This window comes from Burkholderia sp. BCC0397, from assembly GCF_902832865.1.
GTDB lineage: Bacteria > Pseudomonadota > Gammaproteobacteria > Burkholderiales > Burkholderiaceae > Burkholderia.
The window spans coordinates 144,079-162,972 of the sequence record NZ_CADFDL010000017.1 but is presented as its reverse complement, the minus strand read 5'-3'; the positions used below and the strand labels follow the sequence as shown (position 1 = coordinate 162,972).

Annotated in this window: 16 protein-coding genes and 2 pseudogenes; 9 read left to right on the top strand and 9 right to left on the bottom strand. The window is 65.3% G+C overall.

Features of this window, described 5'->3' with window-relative positions; genetic code table 11:
- Positions 1-34 precede the first annotated feature (34 nt).
- Both HWX03_RS33175 and HWX03_RS33170 read left to right on the top strand, forming a co-directional pair.
- Positions 35-1,087 carry an RNA-guided endonuclease TnpB family protein gene (locus tag HWX03_RS33175; RefSeq protein WP_175874174.1) on the top strand — a complete coding sequence of 351 codons (1,053 nt, stop codon included), beginning with the start codon at positions 35-37 and terminating at the stop codon, positions 1,085-1,087.
- A gap of 232 nt (positions 1,088-1,319) precedes the next feature.
- Positions 1,320-2,369: an AraC family transcriptional regulator gene (locus HWX03_RS33170; RefSeq protein ID WP_175874173.1), complete on the top strand. Its 1,050-nt coding sequence runs from the start codon at positions 1,320-1,322 to the stop codon at positions 2,367-2,369.
- A gap of 42 nt (positions 2,370-2,411) precedes the next feature.
- Here HWX03_RS33170 and HWX03_RS33165 read toward each other — a convergent pair whose 3' ends face one another.
- Both HWX03_RS33165 and HWX03_RS33160 read right to left on the bottom strand, forming a co-directional pair.
- A complete protein-coding gene (locus tag HWX03_RS33165; protein WP_175874172.1) occupies positions 2,412-3,824 on the bottom strand; it encodes a 3-deoxy-D-arabino-heptulosonate 7-phosphate synthase in 1,413 nt (470 codons plus the stop codon).
- Between the two features lie 34 nt (positions 3,825-3,858).
- Complete coding sequence (locus HWX03_RS33160) at positions 3,859-4,620, bottom strand: fumarylacetoacetate hydrolase family protein (RefSeq protein ID WP_175874171.1); 762 nt, start codon at positions 4,618-4,620, stop codon at positions 3,859-3,861.
- A 297-nt stretch (positions 4,621-4,917) separates the two neighbouring features.
- Here HWX03_RS33160 and HWX03_RS33155 point away from each other — a divergent pair, with 297 nt between their 5' ends.
- Both HWX03_RS33155 and HWX03_RS33150 read left to right on the top strand, forming a co-directional pair.
- Positions 4,918-5,397, top strand: a complete 480-nt coding sequence (locus tag HWX03_RS33155; RefSeq protein WP_175874170.1) for a universal stress protein — start codon at positions 4,918-4,920, stop codon at positions 5,395-5,397.
- Positions 5,398-5,413: 16 nt separating this feature from the next.
- Complete coding sequence (locus HWX03_RS33150; protein ID WP_027786097.1) at positions 5,414-5,605, top strand: DUF2964 family protein; 192 nt, start codon at positions 5,414-5,416, stop codon at positions 5,603-5,605.
- Positions 5,606-5,685: 80 nt separating this feature from the next.
- Here HWX03_RS33150 and HWX03_RS33145 read toward each other — a convergent pair whose 3' ends face one another.
- A complete protein-coding gene (locus HWX03_RS33145) occupies positions 5,686-6,867 on the bottom strand; it encodes a tetratricopeptide repeat protein (protein ID WP_175874169.1) in 1,182 nt (393 codons plus the stop codon).
- Between the two features lie 481 nt (positions 6,868-7,348).
- Here HWX03_RS33145 and HWX03_RS33140 point away from each other — a divergent pair, with 481 nt between their 5' ends.
- From HWX03_RS33140 to HWX03_RS33130, 3 genes are all read left to right on the top strand, one after another.
- Positions 7,349-9,085 (top strand): site-specific integrase, encoded by a 1,737-nt coding sequence (locus HWX03_RS33140; RefSeq protein WP_175874168.1) that lies wholly within the window; start codon positions 7,349-7,351, stop codon positions 9,083-9,085.
- 56 nt (positions 9,086-9,141) lie between these two features.
- Positions 9,142-9,465 (top strand): TfoX/Sxy family protein, encoded by a 324-nt coding sequence (locus HWX03_RS33135; RefSeq protein WP_174434104.1) that lies wholly within the window; start codon positions 9,142-9,144, stop codon positions 9,463-9,465.
- Between the two features lie 86 nt (positions 9,466-9,551).
- Positions 9,552-10,472, top strand: a complete 921-nt coding sequence (locus tag HWX03_RS33130) for a hypothetical protein (protein ID WP_175874167.1) — start codon at positions 9,552-9,554, stop codon at positions 10,470-10,472.
- Positions 10,473-10,494: 22 nt separating this feature from the next.
- Here HWX03_RS33130 and HWX03_RS33125 read toward each other — a convergent pair whose 3' ends face one another.
- The gene (locus HWX03_RS33125) at positions 10,495-12,669 is read right to left on the bottom strand and encodes a DUF4132 domain-containing protein (protein WP_175874166.1); all 2,175 of its coding nucleotides are present in this window, start codon (positions 12,667-12,669) and stop codon (positions 10,495-10,497) included.
- Positions 12,670-13,239: 570 nt separating this feature from the next.
- Here HWX03_RS33125 and HWX03_RS33120 point away from each other — a divergent pair.
- The gene (locus HWX03_RS33120) at positions 13,240-14,664 is read left to right on the top strand and encodes a PLP-dependent aminotransferase family protein (RefSeq protein ID WP_174434541.1); all 1,425 of its coding nucleotides are present in this window, start codon (positions 13,240-13,242) and stop codon (positions 14,662-14,664) included.
- 175 nt (positions 14,665-14,839) lie between these two features.
- On the opposite strand, the gene HWX03_RS37120 is transcribed toward HWX03_RS33120, so the two are convergent.
- The 4 genes and pseudogenes from HWX03_RS37120 to HWX03_RS33100 form a co-directional block, all read right to left on the bottom strand.
- Complete coding sequence (locus HWX03_RS37120) at positions 14,840-15,079, bottom strand: DUF4147 domain-containing protein (RefSeq protein WP_244107298.1); 240 nt, start codon at positions 15,077-15,079, stop codon at positions 14,840-14,842.
- A 74-nt stretch (positions 15,080-15,153) separates the two neighbouring features.
- Positions 15,154-16,461 carry an MFS transporter gene (locus HWX03_RS33110; RefSeq protein WP_175874165.1) on the bottom strand — a complete coding sequence of 436 codons (1,308 nt, stop codon included), beginning with the start codon at positions 16,459-16,461 and terminating at the stop codon, positions 15,154-15,156.
- A gap of 123 nt (positions 16,462-16,584) precedes the next feature.
- Positions 16,585-16,836, bottom strand: a pseudogene (locus HWX03_RS33105) (class II aldolase/adducin family protein); the annotation flags it as partial.
- Positions 16,796-17,464 (bottom strand): FAD-dependent oxidoreductase, encoded by a 669-nt coding sequence (locus HWX03_RS33100; protein ID WP_175874164.1) that lies wholly within the window; start codon positions 17,462-17,464, stop codon positions 16,796-16,798. The pseudogene HWX03_RS33105 and the gene HWX03_RS33100, both read right to left, overlap by 41 nt.
- A 747-nt stretch (positions 17,465-18,211) precedes the next feature.
- On the opposite strand from HWX03_RS33100, the gene HWX03_RS33090 reads away from it, so the two are divergent.
- Positions 18,212-18,763, top strand: a complete 552-nt coding sequence (locus HWX03_RS33090) for a TetR/AcrR family transcriptional regulator (RefSeq protein ID WP_244132838.1) — start codon at positions 18,212-18,214, stop codon at positions 18,761-18,763.
- A 10-nt stretch (positions 18,764-18,773) separates the two neighbouring features.
- On the opposite strand, the pseudogene HWX03_RS33085 reads toward HWX03_RS33090, so the two are convergent.
- Positions 18,774-18,872: pseudogene (locus HWX03_RS33085) on the bottom strand (IS5/IS1182 family transposase); the annotation flags it as partial.
- Positions 18,873-18,894: the final 22 nt, after the last annotated feature.

Below are 18,894 nucleotides of genomic sequence, written 5' to 3'. Positions count from 1 at the left end.
CAGGCTGCTTCTTCCACGGGTTAGGATCACCTGCATGATTCTTGTCTACCGCTACCGGGTGAAATCGCTCAACGGACTGCTTAACAAGCAGAGCCGTGCGGTGAACTACGTCTGGAACTTCTGCAACGACACGCAGAAGCACGCGCTCAAGTGGGGCAAGAAGTGGCCTACAGGATTCGACCTGAACGTGCTGACGACCGGCAGCAGCAAGGAACTCGGTATTCACTCCGGCACGGTCAACGCAACGTGCGAGCAATATGCGAAGTCGCGCAGTCAGCACCGTCGGCCCTACCTGCGCTATCGCGGCAGGAAATCGCTGGGCTGGGTGCCGCTGAAGGGGCGTGACCTGAAGCGCGAGGGCGACGCGTTCCGTTTCGCCGGCAACACGTTTCGCGTGTTCAACAGCCGGCCGCTTCCCGAAGGCAAGATCAAAGACGGGACCAACTTTGCGCAGGATGCGCGCGGCAACTGGTTTCTCAACATCGTGATCGAGATGCCGGATGTTCCGGCCCGACCTATCCGTTCCGGTGTTGGCATCGATCTCGGCCTGAAAGACTTCGCCACACTTTCGACCGGCGAGAAGCTGCCCAATGACCAGTTCGGTCGACGCGCGGCGGAAAAGCTCGCGAAAGCGCAGCGAGCACGAAAGCACAAGCGACATATCGCGAAGCTGCACGCAAAGATCGCCAATGCCCGTGCCGATTTCCAGCATAAGCTCGCGCTCGATCTGGTGCGGCGTTTCGATTACATCGCGGTCGGCAACGTGTCGGCCGCGAAGCTCGCCAGAACCAGGATGGCGAAGAGCGTCTACGACGCATCCTGGTCGTCCTTCCGAAACAAGCTCCGCTACAAAGCGATCGCGCACGGGGCCACGTTCGAGGAAGTGGACGAAAGCGGTTCGACCCAGTCCTGTTCGGCGTGCGGGTCGAAAGACAGCACGACGCGGCCGAAAGGTATTGCGGGACTGCGAGTAAGAGAATGGGCCTGCAGTGGATGTGGTGTCGTGCATGATCGCGATATCAACGCTGCGCTGAACATTCTCCGATGCGGACGTGCATCGCCAGGTGTGGGAATCCTCCGCCTTTAGGCGGAGGGGGACGTCAAGATTCCGGGGCTCACGCCGATCGATCGGCCGACGTACAACAACTGGGAATGCCATCCGCAACGCTGATGGCCGCGATGACGACGACGCCCGCCGCCGGGCGTCGGTCGACCGCTTCGGGGGACGATGCACCGCGTGGGCCTTGCGCCGGCGCAATTTGATCCGATAATCGACGAACCGATTCTTTCCTGTCCCGCCGGTTCGATAAAAAACTGTCATGGATCAAGCTGCATTTGTCCCTGTTTTCACGTTCCGCACGATCGACTACCCCGAGCCGGACCGGTTCCACGTCTGGGTCAAGGACATGCTGTGCGACTACCGGCTCGACGACGGGAGCCACGGCGCGTGCGACGCGGAAGCCAGCGGCGCGGCGCTCGGCCCGCTGATCTTGTCGGGCCGGCACTGGCGCTCGCGCGCGCCGACCTATACGGTTCACCGTACGCCGCGGCGGATCCGGCTCGACGGGCAGGATTCGATCCGCTTCACGCTGCTGCTCGGCGGCCGGCTCGCGAGCCATACCGGCGGGCCCGCGTTGATCAAGGGCGCCGGCGACCTGTTCGTCTACGACGTCGCGCAGATCAACGACTGCAAGGTCGAGGCCGGCGACGTGATCAGCCTCGTCGTGCCCCGATACCTGCTGCCGGGCCATGCGGCCCAGGCGCACGGCCAGACGCTGACGAGCGGCGTGGGCCGGCTGGTCGCCGACCAGATGCTGTCGCTGTTCCGGAACCTGCCGAACCTGCGCATGCAGGACGTGCCGAGCATCGTTCAATCGATGCTGTTGCTGCTGGCCGCGGCGGTGTCGCCGACCGCGCAGGCGTTGAACGACGCGCGCGGCCCGATCGACCATGCGCTGGTCGATCGCGTGCGTCGCTACATCGACGCGCATCTGCTGGAGCCGGACCTCACGCCCGACCGGATCTGCCGCGACATCGGCGTGTCGCGGGCGCGGCTCTATCAGTTGTTCAAGGAAGAGGGCGGCGTGATGCGGCAGATCACGCGGCGGCGCTTGCGTCACGCGTATCACGTGCTCGGCGATCCACAGCGCCGGCATCAGCGCATCGCGGAAATCGCGTGGGCGCACGGCTTTCCCGACGAGAAGTATTTTCACCGGCTGTTCAAGGCGGAATTCGGCCACACGCCGAAGGAGACACTCGAGTGCGCGGCCGCGCCGATCCTGCTGCCGTGCGGTGCAACCGATGCGCGTTGGGGCGACGGCGGCGGGCTGGCGGGATGGACGCTGCCGTTCGGGGTGCTCACCAACTGAGTGGGCAGCACGTGGGCGTCGCGCGCCGGTCGCGATCGCGCATCACGCGCACACGCTGCTGGCGATGCCTCCGTCGTCCATCTCGTCGAGCGCGGCGCGCAAGTCGTCGATGGCCACCATCAGTTCGCGGACCTGCCGCAACGACGGGTACTGATGCAGCACGGCCTGCCATTGCGGCAGGGTCAGCAGCGCGTGCCAGATGACGCCGAGACCGTCCGGATCGGCATCCGACCGCTGCGCGAGCGCACTCGCGTATTCGAGGCTCGCTTGCGCGGACAGCAACTGCATCCGGCTCGCGGCGCCCAGCAGGCGCGGCGTCGCGTCCGCGGACGCGTCGCAGCAATACAGCACTTCGCGTGGCAGCGCCGCTTCGTCGGTCGTCAATGCGTGCAGCGAGGCGCCCTGCACGCGCACCGTGCCCTGGTGCGTCTCGAATGCATAGACCGTGTCGGGCGCCGCCTGCGCGAGCAGGTTCAGGCCGCGCAGCAGGCGCGGCAGATCGGTCGTCGCGGCATCCGCGGAGGCCTTCGCTTCGACGAGAAAGCGCACGTTCCACGCGGGCGCCGGGTCGCTGCCGCGCGCGCGCTCGAGCAGGATCGCGTCCCATTCGGTTTTCGCGCGGTCGTGCCGGCCCGGGATCGACGAAGGCACGCGCATCGACGTGACCACGCGGTAGGTGCGTTGCTCGTCCACCGCGTCGAGCCTGCGCGCCAGTGCGTCGAGCGCCTGCGCCGCCAGCGCCTCGACGGCCGCGCCGCGCTGCTGGGACGCGGCGCCCTGCGCGACGGCGACCGTGCTGCCGACGAGCGGGCCCTGGCGGACCCACAGCGCGCGGTAGCGACGGACGTCCTCGTCCGCGGCCAGTGCATCGAGCCGCAGCATGCGTTCGAGCGCGGGGCTGTCCTTGAGCTTGACGATGTCCTGCTCGAACGCTTCGTCGATCGCCATCTCGGGCAGCGCGAGCAGTTGCGCGAGCGCGGCATGTAGCTCGGCCCAGGACGTCGCGGTCGCGGCCGCATGCAGGCGCGCGAGGCCGTCGCGTTGCCAGGCCTGTGCGCTGCGCTCGAGCTTGGCCGGGTGCGCGATCGCATTGACGGCCGAGTGGAGCGCGCGCCGGTCCTGCTCGGCGTGCGCGGACAGCGACGCGTATTCGCGCACGTTCGGCGCATCGTGACGCAGCACCGAGGCCTGGAACGACGGATCGCCGGATGACGGATTCATCGCGTCGCGGATCATCCGTGCGAGCGCATCGATGAAGCGCTGCCGCAAGTCGGCGCCGGGAGCGTGGCCGTCCGCCCGCATCCGGCGCGCTTCCTCGATCACGATCGCCAGCGCGGTGGCCGGGTTCGTCGCGGCGGTCAGCGACGACGCGCGGTCGAGCGGCGGCAGCCGGTAACGGCGCGCGACCGTGCGCAGGGTGGCGTCGAGCAGGGCGGGCAGCGGTGTCAGCGACATGGCGGGTTCGGGCGTGAAAGTGTGACCTGACCCGTCACGCGGTCAACGTCACCGACAGGCTGCCAAGCTCGCCGAAGCGCACCGTCAGCACATCGCCGAGCGGCACGTCGATCGCGCCCGCATACGAGCCGGTCGTCACGATCTGGCCGGCGCGCACCGCATCGCCGCGCGACGCGAGGAAATTGACGAGCCACACCAGCGGCTTCAGCGGATCGCCGTCCGGATGGCGGCCGTCGATCGTGCGGTTCAGCGCGCCTTCGAACGACAGCGCCAGCGTCGCGAGCGGCAGGTTCAATCCGTCGGGCACGACCGGGCCGACGCACAGCCCCTGGTTGAATTGCCCGTCGGCCAGCAGCTCGAACTTCGACGCGCGCGCCGGCTCCGCATAGCGGCAGCCAAGTATCTCGAGCACGAGGCGTACTTCGCGGATCGCCGCGCGCAAGTCGCCTTCGTCATACGGCTGCTCGCGCGCGGGCAGGTCGCGATCGAGCACGAATGCGATTTCCGGTTCGATCCGCACGATCGGGCCGCCGACGACGCGGTACGGCGCATCGGCTTCGCGGATCGTCGACGCGAAGATCGGCGCGAGGATCACGCGATCGGGCGGCGGCAGCGCGCATTTCCATCCGCCGACGGGTTCGCCGAGCAGGTCGGCCACGCGCTGCTGGATCGCGAGCGCGGTGTCGATGTCGTCGGGGCGCAGTGCATCGGGCAACAGCGGGCCGGGCGAGCCGGCATGGCGGGCGGCGACGAGATGCTGGGCGGCGCCGTCCACGCGTTCGGTAGTCGTTGTCATGTCGGTTGAGCGAGTTGAAAGTGGGACCGGCAAAAAAGGGCCGGACGAAAGTCGCATAGTCGATGATAGCGCCTTCGGCGCGATGGCCGCTCGAAAGCGCATCGGCGCACGCATTGCCGGCCCGGTTCGCGGCCTTGCCGACGACGCAAGCTTTCCCCTTCCCGTCGCGCCGTTTTGCCGCATGTGCGGTCGCCGCCAGGCTTGACCGCCGTCAATATTCAAACCCGCCGTCGGCCGATGATGGAGACATGGCCGTGCGCGACAGTGCGCGCGGCAACTCACCCCAGCGAGGTTCGCATGTACGAGAAGATCATGGTGGCCGTCGACGGCAGCGCGTCGTCGAGACAGGCGCTGGCCGAGGCCGTGAAGGTGGCGCTGGCGGGCGACACGCACGTCAGCGTCGTGTATGTGGTCGACAAGTCGGTGCTGTTCACGTATGCCGGCCGGCTCGATCCGCACGCGCTCGTCGAGGAAATCCGCGACGACGGGCGCAAGGTGCTGCGCGAAGCCGAACAGATCATCGCGCTGGCCGGCGCGAAGGGCGAAGCCGAACTGGTCGAGACCGAGAGCATCGGCGAAGACATCGCGGAACGCCTGCAACGCTACGTGAAGGAACGCGGGATCGATCTCGCGGTGGTCGGTACGCACGGGCGGCGCGGCATCCGGCGCGTGCTGCTCGGCAGCGTCGCCGAGCGTTTCGTGCGCGGCGCGAAGTGCCCGGTGCTGCTGATTCGCGGCGACGACGCGGACGCGCCGGTCGCCGCGGCCGCGGCATGATGCGGCGGCGCGCGCGATGATACGCCGCCAGTACCGCATCGTCGTCGCGGCGATCGCCGTGTTCGTGTCGCTCGCCGGGATGATGGCCGTCGTGACGGGCCTGCTGTTCGACGCGGCGACGGCGCTGCGCGGCGGCGCCCTCGCGTTGATCGTCGGCGTGGCCGGCTTCGTCGTGATGCTGAACCCGGGGCCGAAAGGCGAGGAGTGACCCATGGGCGAGGCGGCGGCGCACGTCCGGCCACGATTTCGCGACGACCGGCGACAGCCGTTGCCCCGCCGCGAGTTCGCCTAGTCGCTGGTCGTCGTCGGCGTCTTCGTGCCGTCCTGCCCGATCTGAATCATCAGTCGCTTCAACGTTTCCGCCAGCTCGGCGTTCTGCGGCTGAAGCTTCCCTGCCTGCGCGAACGCATCGCGCGCTTCATCCTGGCGTCCCAGCTTCCACAGCACTTCGCCCTTGTGCGCCAACCCGGTCGCACGGGCTTCGCGTGCGTCGCCGTCGCCGTCTTTCTTCGCGAAGATCGCGATCGAGCGGTCGAACCACGCGAGTGCTTCGTCGTTGCGGCCGAGGCGATACAGCGCCCAGCCCTTGCTGTCGAGCGCATACGGATCGTCCGGCGATTGCGCGAGATGCGCGTCGATCATCGCGAGCCCACGGTCGACCTCGACGCCCGCATCGGCGAGCCGATAGCCGATATCGTTCAGGCGATCGTCGGGAATCCTGTCGAGATCGAGCACGGCGGCCACGCGGCTCGCGTCGCGTTCGGCGATCGCGAGCGACAGCAGCTTGGCGACGATCTGCCGCCGCAATTCGCTGCTGATCCGGTCACCGTTGGCGACCAGCGTGCCGAGGTACTGCGTATACAGGTCCGGTGCGCCGGGGACGTTCGTGCTGTTCGCGATGGTCAGGCCCGGGCCCGCGCACCAGTCGGTATCGGCAGAGCCGGCCAGCGTGCCGACGTAGAGATCGACGTTCCTCGGCGTGCGCGACTGCGCGTAGTGGGTGTAGCCGTTCGCATCCGAATAGCCGCACGCCAGATATTCGTTATTCACGTCCAGCACGTACGGGACGTGGCCGAGCGTCGCCGTGCCGCCCGGGTCGACCAGCCGGAACGATTCGCCCAGGTCGCCGTCGCCGACGATCGCGTTGAACACCCATTGCTTCTGAGGATGCAATTTCGGCAGGCGGATCCTGGCCGTGCGGCCGGCCGCGTCCGTCGTGCCGAAAATCACGCTGTCGTGCTGATCCGGCTTGACGGGCAGCCCCGCGATTACCTGGCCGGGCAGGAACAGCCGATAGCGCGCGTTCGGCAGCGGCTGTTGCGTGGCCGGGTCGCGCAGCACGAATTGATGAACGTAAGCCCCTTTGCCGAACGAAGCCGTCGGCGCGACGTAGGTGCGTGCGTGGGCGGCGGGCAGGGTAATGCAGCTCAAGGCCGCGGCAACGAGCGTGGCGAGAAGTCGGGATGTCATGAATTTGCAGTTCTTATCGGTAGAGGTTTTTATTGTTCGACGGCCGGAAATACACGGAACGAATCGCACGGCTTTTAATAAACGACAGGCGCCGGTTTGCGAATCCCGATCGGATACGTCGGATCATCCCGTGCAGATCAATGCGAACCCCGCATGCGCCGGCGTGCTGCGTGGACGGCGCGGGCGGGCGAGTCAGGAATGCAGTGCGCAGCATAACAGGCCGCGCGGTGCGCGCTTTCGCTGTCCGGTTTCGTTGTAGCGGGCGGGCGCGGCGCGCGCTGACCTTCGTGCTCGGCGCGGTGTTTGTGCTCGGGATGGCGTCGACCTTCAAGTACGTTGCAGACGATTTCGCGGACAACCTGGGTGTCGTCACGGGCCGACATCCTTTCGACCGACTCGATGTGCGTGCGCGATGCCCGGAGGATTCGGGAGGAGGCGCGCGACGTATCCGGCCACGCGCGCTTCTGTCAAACTGGCGCCCATGAAACCGCGCCTCACTGCACCGCTTTCCCCCGATTCCGCGCCTGCGCCCGCAGGTTTTCCCGACGCCGACGAACTGGCCGCACTGCGCGCGTGGTACGCGGGCATGACCGTGCGCCAGGCCGTCGAGCGCTACCTGCCCGACCGGCTCGGCGACGGGCGGTCGGCGCGCGGCGTGATCGGCGCGATTCGCCGGCGCCTCGTGCGCGTCGCGCGGCAGGTCGGCCGCCCCGATCTCGCGGAACGGCTCGGTCATTCCGACGGTGAGCGTTTACGGGAGGCGAAGGCCGCAACCGACGCGATCGGCCAGCTGCGCCATGCGCGCGCGCCGGTCCCGCAGATCAGCGACGACGTCGGCCTGTGGCTGCCGGCGCGCGCGGTCGTGGCACTGCGTGCGCACGGAATCGCGACGCTTGCCGACCTGACCGTGCGGATTCCGCGCCGGCGCCAGTGGTGGCGCGCGATCGAGGGACTTGGCATGGCCAGCGCGCGGCGCATCGAGGCGTTCTTCGCCGCGCATCCGGACCTGACCGAACGGGCGCGTGCGCTGATCGCCGCGACGCCACGCGGCAGCATCGTGCCGTGGGAGCAATTGAAGCTGCCGCACGAAGTCGACGGCTCGGCCGGCACGTTCCGCGCGCCGCGCGCGACCAGCACGCTCGACGCGGACAACGATTACGCGGCCGTGCACGCGTGGCTGTCGCTGCACGAATCGGCCGCGACGCGGCGCGCGTACCGGAAGGAGGCCGAGCGGCTGATCCTGTGGGCGATCGTCGAGCGCGGCCGCGCGCTGTCGTCGCTGACGACCGAGGACGCGCTCGCGTATCGCGCATTCATCCGGCGCCCGACGCCGCACGAACGCTGGGTCGGGCCCGTGCGGCCGCGCGGTGCGCCCGACTGGCGGCCGTTCTCGGGGGCGCTGTCCGCGCGGTCGGCGGCGTATACGCTGTCGGTGCTCGGTGCGCTGTTCCGCTGGCTGATCGAGCAGCGCTACCTGCTCGCGAATCCGTTCGCCGGTGTGAAGGTGCGCGACACGCGCGGCGCGACCGCACTCGATACGTCGCATGCGTTCACCGAAGGCGAGTGGCTGCTGGTCCGCACGATCGCCGACGGGCTCGAATTCCAGAAGCGCTCGATCAAGGGTGCGCCGCAGTCGGGCTGGACGCCGGCCGCCGCGCAACGGCTGCGCTTCATTCTCGATTTCGGCTATGCGACCGGGCTGCGCGCGAGCGAACTGGTCGGCGCGACGCTCGGCGACATCGAGACGGACGCGCACGGCGACGCGTGGCTGAAGGTGATCGGCAAGGGCAGCAAGGCCGCCCGCGTCGCGCTGCCGCCGCTCGCGCGCACGGCGCTCGATCGCTATCTGGCCGCGCGCCGGCTGCCGGTCACGCCGGCGCGCTGGCGGCCCGATACGCCGCTGATTCCGAGCCTCGCCGAAGACGACGCGGCCGCGATCACGAGCGTGCGGCTGTGGAAGGTGATGCAGCGTTTCTTCGCGCAGACGGCCGATGCTGTCGAAGCCGACCATCCGGCGCTCGCGCACAAGCTGCGCCAGGCGAGCCCGCACTGGATGCGGCATACGCATGCGACCCACGCGCTGGCGCGCGGCGCGGAGCTGACGACGGTGCGCGACAACCTGCGGCATGCGTCGATCTCGACGACGTCGATCTATCTGCATGGCGACGACGTGAAGCGGGCGCGGCAGATGTCGAGTGCGTTCGGTATCGACAAATGAGTTGAACGGCGCGGCATCGACGCAGGTCAGACGATGTTTCGGTCCTGGAGATTCGTATGGCATCGAGCCAGAGCACGGTCGATTTCATCGTCGAGCAGATCGCGGCGGCCGGTACGGTATCGGCGCGCAAGATGTTCGGCGAATACGGCATCTATTGCGACGGCAGGATGGTCGCGCTCGTCTGCGACGACCGGCTGTTCGTCAAGCCGACGCCCGAAGGCCGCGCGTATCTCGGCGCGTGTGACGAAGCCCCGCCGTATCCGAGCGCGAAGCCGCATCTCGTCATCGCCGGCGATCGCTGGGACGATCGCGAATGGCTGTCCGCGCTGATCCGGATCACCGCCGCGCAACTGCCGCTGCCGGTGAAGCGCAGCCGTTAGCGATCGCGCCGCCTGCCACGCCGCGCAGCGGGCAGGCGTATTCTGTGACACATGCGCGCGACCATCGTGCGCCAGGGAGTAACAACATGGAGACATCCGGAGCTTCGCGCGGCACGCGGCTGGCGCGCCGCGCCTGGCACGCGCTCGTCGTGACCCTGTGTGTGGGCTGGAGCGCGCTGTCGTTCGGCGCGGAGGGCGCGAACGGCGCGGCCGCGCTGCTCGACCGCTACCGCAGCCTCGGCGCGCAACTGAAGGACAACGCGTTTCACCGGCCGGTGGTGCTCGAATCGTCTGAAGCGTCGTCGTCGCTGAAGGGCGACATCTATGCGGTCGTCGATTATCCGTTCGCGGTGGTGAACGGCCAGCTCAACGATCCTGCGCAAGGCCCCGCGAACTGGTGCGCGGTGCTGATCCTGCACCTGAACACGAAGTACTGTCACGCGTCGAGCGGCGACAACGGCCCGGTGCTCGACGTGAACCTCGGCCGCAAGATCCAGCAAAAGCTGTCGGACACCTATCGCGTGCAGTTCCGCTATCGCGTCGCGGCCGCGACGCCCGACTATTTCCAGGTCGACCTGACCGCCGACAGCGGCCCGATGGGCACCCGGGATTACCGGATCGCGCTCGAGGCCGTGCCGGTCGGCGCGTCGCGCACGTTCCTGCATCTCACGTATTCGTATGGTTTCGGTACGGTCGGCCGGATGGCGATGAAGACCTATCTTGCGACGGTCGGCAGCGACAAGGTCGGGTTTACGACCGTCGGCGCCGCTTCGGCCGCGCAGCCGCAGTACATCGGCGGCGTGCGCGGGCTGCTGGAGCGCAACACGATGCGCTACTACCTCGCGATCGACACGTATCTCGCGACGCTCGACAAGCCGCTCGACCAGCGCCTCGCGCGCTGGTTCGACGCGACCGAGCAGTATCCGCAGCAACTGCATGAAATCGAGCGGGGCGCGTATATGCAGATGAAAGCGCAGGAGGTGCAGCGGCAGCAGGCGGCGCGGTAGGTGACGCCTGCCGGCTCGCGGCTCAGTCGAGCAACCCCGCGACGACGTCGACGATCCGCTGCAGCAGCGCTTCGTCGTACGGCAGCCACGGTACCGCGCGCAGCGGCGACGGCGGCGGCGCGGTCGCGGGTTCGACCGGCTCGCCGTCGCGCGTCACGCGGCCGGTCGCGCAATGCACCGACCACGCGCCGACGCGCACGTGGCGCTCGTCGAGCGTGATCTTCCCTTGCGCAACCGGTTCGGCGAATACGAGCGACAGCACGTGTTTGCGATGCCGCGCCATCACGCCGAGCGGCAGATCCGACAACCGGTTCAGGCGCTGCCAGCGTTCGGATTCGAGGTCGCGCAGGCGGACCGGGTCCGCCGCAAGCGCAGCGGTCGCCGCGCGGGTCGCGTCGTCGTCGAGCGCGAACGCGGCCACGCTGACGAGCAGGTCGACCGCCCGTGCCACTTCGGAGAACACCACGCGATCGATTTCGCCGATCGGCAGCGGCGCCCAGCGCTCGCCGTGCCGGCGTTCGACGACCAGCCGGCGCGACGTGCCGTGGTTTTCCGAACCGGGATAAAGCCGCGCATCGACGAAGAAGGTCGCGCGCACGTCGCCGAATTCGCGGACGAGCGCGTCGTCGTAAGCGCGGATCGACCAGCCTTCGCGGCGCGCGACGCCGAGCAGCGGCCGGCTCGACAGCACGTGACCTTCGAACATCGCGGAATCGCTGGCCGACGCGTCGTCGTCGCTCGGCACGTAGTACTCGCGGAACGCCTGCCTGACCGGTTGCCGCAGCGCACGGCCGACGATCGCGCGCTGCCACGCGAGCCTTTCGTCCGCGTCGGCCAGCAGCGGGTGCCATAGCCGGATAGCGCAGTCGTCGGCGATCTCGCACGCGTGGCCGGCCGCATCGCGCAGCACGATCTTGCCTTTCGCGATGTCGGGCATGAACGATTGCGTCGCGCCGTCGCTGCCGTGTGCTTGCCAGATCATCCGCGCCGAGAACGCGGCGCCGGCCGGCGCATCGACGAGCCGCTCACGCCATTCGGCGTGGCCGAGCGTCATCGGCTGCCAGAAGCCGGCCTCCATGCACGCGGCGAGCATCGCGAGCTGCTTCTTGTCGGGCTTCGCGTCGAGCGTCATCCGCAGCGCGGTGTGCGGCCGCTCGCCGAGCGCGCGTTCGGCCGGCTTCAGGTTGCGCGCGAGTTTCTTCTGCACGCCCGCGTGACGGACGACGGCCAGCGCGTCGCGCAGCGCGCGCACGCTCTCGGGCGTCGGGATCGTCTCGACCGCATGGCCGAGCGCGATGGCGAGCGACTGCGACGGCGCGGTTTTCGCGGCCGTCGGCGCGACGCACACGCCGGTCAGCAGCGGCCCGATCAGCGGACGCAGCCACGTTTCGTCGCGATAGGCGGCCACGCGCGCGGCGCGCGAGATGACTTGCGCGTCGTCGGTCGTGAACGCGCGATCGGCGGCATAGGGCGCGGCGCCGGCATGCAGCGCCGCGACCTGCCGCGCGGCCTCGGTCAGCGCCTCGCGCGCGAAGGCGACATACGCGGCGTCTTCCGCGAGCGTGACGGCCGGATCGCTGAAGTCGATCCACAGCCGCTTCGGCGCGAAATAGCCGCTGTCCGTCGCGGCGAGCGCGAGCAGCGCGGCCGGGCCGAGTGCCGGCAGCACGTCGAGCTCGCGCACGCGAAACGGCGAGTCCGCCAGCGCCTGCGCATACGCATCGTGCCGGGCCGAGAAGTCGCGGCGGCCCGCGAACCAGTCGAGCGCATACGCGCCATATACGGATGCCGCGCGCAATCCGCCTTCCTCCGGCTCGCCGGCGATCCGCGCGAGTTCGGCCTGCAGCGCGGGCGACGGCAGCGTGTCGAGACAGGGCAGATCCTCCAGCGCGCGTTTCCATCCGCCGGCCGGAATGGCGCGGAACAGTTCGAGCGCCGCGTCGGCGTCGATGAGCGGCACGAGGCCGAGCGCGTCGATCTGCCGGCGCAGCCAGCCCGCGAATACGGCGCGCGGATCGTCGAACGCCTGGTCGCGCATCAGGATCTCGTGCTCGACGCGCCGGAAAGCCGGCCACACGGTGCCGAGCGCGGGTGCGTCGAGCGTCGACAGGTCGATTGGCGGCCCGGTGAAGCGCGGGTGGTCGGCCGGGTCGGTCAGCCGGGCGATGAGCAGCGCAACGAGGGCGCGATCAGTCATGTGCGCGCTCCTGGTTGGCTGTGTCGTTCTGGCTCGATTTCCTTCTGTTCTGTACTGACCGGGAGGCGTGGATCGCGCCGCCGGGGCCGGCTACGTGTTCGACCGTGTACTGCATCGTGTGGCTCTCACCCTGAAAAACCTGCGGGCGCACAGTATTGCACCCCGATTGCGGCGGCCGCGCGGAGGCCCGTGCGGCGGGCGTTCCGGGCCGATTCGGCCGCGCCGTGTCACCCAACCGGCCGTCCGGCCATTTCATAAGACGTACAGTTTTCCCGCCATGCGCGATTCGCGCCGAACTGTACTCTTGTTCGCGCGTTCGATGTGTGTACTCGCCGCCAACTGTTCTTCTCTTAAGATTCGATCATCAAGTGCACAGTGCCGCAGATCCAGCTGGTCCGGAACCCTGTCGGCGCATCTTCAAGAGAGAGCCAGTGCGATGGAAAAGGCAAAACCGGAGGGAAAGATCAGGAATCACGACGGCCCGGGCGGCGGGCGAAACACGTGCAGCACGTGCGTATTGGACGCACACGGCAGGGCGGGGCGGCTGCGTATGCCGGCGGGAGACGCACGATGAAACTCTATGAAAAACTCGCGGACGATATCGAGCGCCTGATCCGCCAGGGCGTGTACCGGCACGGCGACCGGATTCCGTCTGTGCGGCAGGCGAGCCAGCAGCACCGGATCAGCATCACGACCGTGCTGCATGCGTATCTGCTGCTGGAAAGCCGCGGGCTGCTCGAAAGCCGGCCGCAGTCGGGCTATTTCGTGAACCTGCGGCGCGACGACGGCCACGCACCGGTGCGCGAGCTGCGGCCGTCGAAGCCGATCGCGATCTCGTCGTCGGTCGACGTGAGTCGGCTCGTGCTGTCGACGCTGCGTTCGATCGGCACGGACGACGCAGTGCCGCTCGGCTCGCCGTATCCGGACCCGAGCCTGTTTCCGTTCGAGAAGCTGAACCGCTATGCATACGCGGCCGGTCGAGACAAGTCGCTGTGGGGCGTGACCGACGGGCTGCCGCCCGGCCATCCGCGGCTGATCCGGCAGATCGCACGGCGCTATCTGGAAAACGGGATGTCGGTGGACCCGAACGAGATCATCGTGACGGTCGGCGCGACCGAGGCGATCAACCTGTGCCTGCAGGCGGTCGCGAAACCGGGCGACACGATCGCGGTGGAATCGCCGACGTTCTACGCGATGCTGCACGCGATCGAGCGGATGGGGATGAAGGCGATCGAAGTGGCCACGCATCCGGAATACGGGATCGACATCGCCGCGCTGGCCGCGATCGCGAAATCGCAGCCGATCGCCGCGTGCATGGTGATGCCGAACTTCCAGAATCCGCTGGGCTTCCAGATGCCGGACGAGCGCAAGCGCGAACTGGTTGAGTTCGCAACGAAGGCCGGGATGCCGATCATCGAGAACGGCGTGTACAACGAACTGTATTTCGGCGACACGCATCCGAGTTCGCTGAAATCCTACGACCGAACCGGGATCGTGCTGCATTGCTCGTCGTTCTCGAAGAGCCTGACGGCCGCGTACCGGATCGGCTGGGCGCTGCCGGGCCGCTATCGCGATCAGGTCGAGAAACTGAAGTTCCTGAATACGCTAGCGACGCCGTCATTGCCGCAGCTCGCGATCGCGGAATTTCTCGAACGCGACGGCTACGAGCACCACCTGCGGCGCTTGCGCAAGGCGTATGCGCAGCAGGCGAACCTGATGCGCGCGATGGTGTCGCGGTTCTTTCCGGAAGGCACGCGCATGTCGAGCCCGGCGGGCGGGTACGTGCTGTGGGTCGAGCTGCCCGCGCAGGTCGATGCGATGCGGTTGTACCAGCTCGCGCTGGAGCAGGGGATCACGATCGGGCCTGGCTACATGTTCTCGATCACCGACAACTACCGGAACTTCATCCGGTTGAACTACAGCAGCCCGTGGTCGCCGGAGATCGAGCAGGCGGTGATCGCGGTCGGGAAGCTGGCCGCGGCGTGCATGCGGTGAAGGGGCGCGTGCGTTGTCTTGCGCTTCGACGACGAAGCCGGCATGGTGCCGGCTTTTTCTTGAGTCTTCGTGGATTCACGTGAATGTCTTGCGGACCCACTCCGGACTTAGCAGGCTGTTGAAATTCGGAACGGTGTAAACGGGCGCTGCGAGCGGTGCGTTAGAGATATCGTGTTCATGGCCTTAGGTAGATGAGAGCGATGCGCGGAATGGACGAGATGCAGGAACCTCCGGCAATAGTTTGTTGTGAACTGTCATGGCCTGGCTGGTATTTGAGGCATGACATGAGTGCCGAACTGCCGCTGCCGATTACTGCGATGAACAAATCATCCGGTCCTGCCTGATCGACACGCGCGATGATTTCTTTCGATGCACGATAGCCTTCTTCGCTCGGAAGGGGGCCTAACCTAACCATGGAGATAACGGCAACAAAGAAGCCGACACGAGTGTTGATTCGTGTCGGTTTTTGACATCATTAAAACGGGAATGCTATCGGCGACGATTGTTCACGAGAGCGGCCGGAACAAAGAAGACAAGCAGCCCGCCGATGACGAGGCTCACTGCAAGTGCGAGTACCCCAGCGCCTGCCGAGCCGGATGCCTGCTTGATGACCCCAATCAGAGACGGGCTGACCACGCCGGAAATACTGCCGACTGAGTTTGCGAGCGCCAAACCCGCTGCGGCAGCTGCGCCGCCGAGGAAGGCGGGAGGAATTACCCAGAACTGCGAGATGGTGGTCATCACGCCCATTGTGCCCACCGTCAACGCAATCATCGCCGCCAGCGTAGAGCCCGAGAACCATACGCTCATCGCGAGGCCGAATGCACCGATGAGCCCCGGGATAATCAGATGCCAGCGGCGTTCGCCGGTACGGTCCGAGTGGTGACTCACGAACACCATGGCGCCCGCGCCAGCGGCATAAGGAACCGCAGTCAGCAAGCCTACGTGGAACGGATCAGACACCCCGCTCGACTTGATCAAAGTAGGAAGCCAGAAGCTGACGCCATACAAGCCCATGGTGTAGAAGAAGTAGATGGCGCTGACCAGTAGCACTTTCGGGCTGAGCAGACCGTCCTTCAGGGAGTGCAAAGCGTTGGCCGGCGCCTCCTCTTTCAGCTTCTGTTCGATCGAATCCTTCTGGTCTTCCGTCAGCCACGATGCGTCTCGCACCTTATCGTCGAGATAGAAAAATGCGGCGAGACCCAAGAGCACCGTCGGAACGCCCTCAACGAGGAATAGCCATTGCCAGCCAGCAAAGCCGTGCGCACCGTTGAACGCCGTCATGATCCAGCCGGAAAGTGGGCCCCCAACGACGCCTGACATTGGGATACCGGTGAGGAAAAGTGCAGTCACTTTCGAGCGCCGTGATGCTGGGAACCAGTAAGTCAGGTAGAGCACAATCGCGGGGAAGAAGCCCGCTTCTGCGACGCCCAGGAAAAATCGCATGACGTAAAACATCGTCGGCGTTTTGACGAACATCATTGCGGAAGAGATGAGGCCCCAAGTAACCATGATTCGTGCAATCCAGCGCCGGGGGCCGACACGCAAAAGCACGAGATTGCTTGGAACCTCGAACAGCAGATAACCGACGAAAAAAACGCTTGCACCAAATCCGTAGACCGCCTCGCTGAAGCCAAGGTCGCTGAGCATTTGCAGCTTCGCGAAAGCAACATTGATACGGTCGAGATAGGCGAAGAGGTAACAGACAAAGAGGAATGGTAGTAGGCGCCACGTCGCTTTCGTAAAAGCGGACGTGTTTGCGCTTTCCACATAGGTGGCTGGGCTGTGGGAACTCACATACGTCTCCTAAGGGCCTTCCTGTGAGCGGCGGGCGACCTGCTTTTGGGTTCTTCTCCACCGGCGTTTGGTTCGTGCGCGCGTTAGACGAACGGCGCGCAAACCGGGCACTGCGCGCGTTGCTCAGTCGAACATGTCCGGCTGCGTATTCACCAGGTCGCTCCAGATGGTCTGGAAGTGCAGCCAGCCAATGTAGTCGCTGCCCACGTGCTCGCGGCTGTAGCGAGCGCTCTCAGGCGTGACTTCCTTCGGCGTGGTGCCGGTGGCTTCAATCATCAACTGCTGCTGGCAGCAGCGCTCCAGCGCAATGAACCAGAACGCGGCCGAGTCGATGCTATGACGGCTGGCGGTCAGAAGGCCGTGATTCTGGTGGATGTCCATACGGATTGATGGCAGTGTTCTTCGAGGCATCGGGCCACCAGCCAACACGAACGAGTTCGCCATCCGGTAGAACAACTTCCAGCCCCACAAGATCCTCGGTTCGCTGCCTCCGAAGTCCGACGCCTCTGTCTAGCGCGTTGCCAACGATGCTGGTAAAACCAGACGATGCCGTGACATTAAGTATCCTCTCGCTGCCGGCCAACATTTGGGCAAGCTCAATTTGGGTAACTCCGGGCTCAATCACGACCCAACCAGAGGCGCAATCAAGCTGACGGGTTGTGTCTAGCCGCTGAAGATCGAGGGTGACGACATTGTCGGTTGCCGGTTCGGAGGAGCCAAGCCCCCAATTGCGGCCTGTGCTGATGGCATGAAGACCGATATGTGTCTTTACTCGATTGAAGGCTCGAACGATTTCTTGCACTTCTTCGACAGAACCAGGCCGAACTATTGCATGAACGTTTCGTGGTCTAAACAAGCTGACGTTTCTTCGGTGCTCGTCGTCTGCTGCGTTGTGGTTGAACCAAGTTATGTTTTCGCGACCGACTAGCCGTTCAACTTGCATCAGAGTTTGTTGCAAGATAGATGTTCCGAACCATTTGCTTGCTTCTGTTGTTGAAGTCATCAGTGCCTCCGGCTCAGCATGGGGGAGTCCAGTTGCTACCATTCGCAGCTTCGCTTAACCGAGCAGGATCTGGCCTGACAGGGGTTGTCCCTGGGAGGTAAATATGCCGAGGGGAGAGGTTTTTATTAAGCCAATGAACATGAGCCAAGACGCGTATGACTCTCGGAATCATCAACTGACTCGGCAACTCGGCCGCACACAGCATCGGAACATGAGCCCACCCAGTCTCTTGAGCAACCAAGGGGGGTAATTCACTAGAGAGGTCTGGCGTGACTGTAAAGAAGAAGCTGATTGGGTCGCCGCGGCGCAGCCTATTTTTCGCGACGAGCTGCCTGAGCATCGCAACGGTACCTATTGCGATTTCATCAGGCCTATCGACAGCGATTTGAACAGCCCCTCTGATAGCTTGAAATTCGTAGAGAGGTCGCATTCTCTGAGGCGTTCTGTTTTGCATCAAGGGTCCCCTTTTTTGTTCTGGCATGCCACATCCTGCACCACTGACCTGCCACGCAGGACCAACCGAGATGGTCCCCTAAGGTCTGGAAATCAAAACGAGTCGTCACCTTCCAACAATTTCATAAATATCACTACAGAAATCTAACTGGCAATTTTTGGATCGTCAACACATTTATGTTATTCTCGATACAGAATTCTGTTGTTCTCGATACGAAATAAAGAAGAGGAAATGGCATGTCACGTAGAGGGCGCCCGCCTAGCTTCGACCGGAGTGTTGCACTGGAACGTGCTATGGAGGTGTTTTGGCAAAAGGGGTACGAAGGGGCACAACTGGTCGATCTGACCGCCGCGATGGGGATCAATCCCCCGAGCTTTTATGCTGCATTCGGTAGTAAGAAGAACGCCTTCTGCGAAGTGGTTGATCTCTATATCAAGACTGTCGGTGCAAGGTCGTCGGAGGCTCTCAATGGTGCCCCAACGGCTCGTGACGGGTTGAGCGAGATGCTCAAGGTCACTATAGACATAGCCACGTCAAATAAAGCAGGGGGCTGTTTGTTGGTCTTGGGTGTTGTCAACAATTTGCCTGAGAACGATGAGGTCTGGGCATATCTCAAAAAAACCCGGCATCAGACGTTGACGCTCATACGAAAACGTCTTGAACGAGGCATGATAGAGGGTGATTTGCCGGGTGAGCTTGATGTTAAGACGCTCGCGGCCCACTTTCTTGGGGTGACTCAGGCTATTTCGTTTCAAGCGCGAGATGGAGCAACGCAGGCGGTGCTAAGGCGGTTGATCGCTCCGGCATTGGCGGCATTACCGTCCATCTCGTCGCCAGCCAGCTGAAAAACTGGACCAGCCAGATGGTCAGCGACCCTCTGGCTTTGAGCGCGGCGTTGTACGCTGCCCAGTTGATGGTCTTGTAGCTGGCCTTTGACCTCTTCGGTTCACTCATGTCCCGAGGCTACCTGCTCTCT

What these genes read in the sequence shown, in the direction of transcription:
- HWX03_RS33130 (WP_175874167.1), top strand. Translation starts at nt 9,552, where the DNA reads ATGGAGACATCCGGAGCTTCGCGCGGCACGCGGCTGGCGCGCCGCGCC.
- HWX03_RS33135 (WP_174434104.1), top strand. Translation starts at nt 9,142, where the DNA reads ATGGCATCGAGCCAGAGCACGGTCGATTTCATCGTCGAGCAGATCGCG.
- HWX03_RS33145 (WP_175874169.1), bottom strand. Translation starts at nt 6,867, where the DNA reads ATGACATCCCGACTTCTCGCCACGCTCGTTGCCGCGGCCTTGAGCTGC.
- HWX03_RS33120 (WP_174434541.1), top strand. Translation starts at nt 13,240, where the DNA reads ATGAAACTCTATGAAAAACTCGCGGACGATATCGAGCGCCTGATCCGC.
- HWX03_RS33100 (WP_175874164.1), bottom strand. Translation starts at nt 17,464, where the DNA reads ATGACTTCAACAACAGAAGCAAGCAAATGGTTCGGAACATCTATCTTG.
- HWX03_RS33125 (WP_175874166.1), bottom strand. Translation starts at nt 12,669, where the DNA reads ATGACTGATCGCGCCCTCGTTGCGCTGCTCATCGCCCGGCTGACCGAC.
- HWX03_RS33170 (WP_175874173.1), top strand. Translation starts at nt 1,320, where the DNA reads ATGGATCAAGCTGCATTTGTCCCTGTTTTCACGTTCCGCACGATCGAC.
- HWX03_RS37120 (WP_244107298.1), bottom strand. Translation starts at nt 15,079, where the DNA reads ATGGTTAGGTTAGGCCCCCTTCCGAGCGAAGAAGGCTATCGTGCATCG.
- HWX03_RS33140 (WP_175874168.1), top strand. Translation starts at nt 7,349, where the DNA reads ATGAAACCGCGCCTCACTGCACCGCTTTCCCCCGATTCCGCGCCTGCG.
- HWX03_RS33150 (WP_027786097.1), top strand. Translation starts at nt 5,414, where the DNA reads ATGATACGCCGCCAGTACCGCATCGTCGTCGCGGCGATCGCCGTGTTC.
- HWX03_RS33160 (WP_175874171.1), bottom strand. Translation starts at nt 4,620, where the DNA reads ATGACAACGACTACCGAACGCGTGGACGGCGCCGCCCAGCATCTCGTC.
- HWX03_RS33175 (WP_175874174.1), top strand. Translation starts at nt 35, where the DNA reads ATGATTCTTGTCTACCGCTACCGGGTGAAATCGCTCAACGGACTGCTT.
- HWX03_RS33165 (WP_175874172.1), bottom strand. Translation starts at nt 3,824, where the DNA reads ATGTCGCTGACACCGCTGCCCGCCCTGCTCGACGCCACCCTGCGCACG.
- HWX03_RS33155 (WP_175874170.1), top strand. Translation starts at nt 4,918, where the DNA reads ATGTACGAGAAGATCATGGTGGCCGTCGACGGCAGCGCGTCGTCGAGA.
- HWX03_RS33090 (WP_244132838.1), top strand. Translation starts at nt 18,212, where the DNA reads ATGGAGGTGTTTTGGCAAAAGGGGTACGAAGGGGCACAACTGGTCGAT.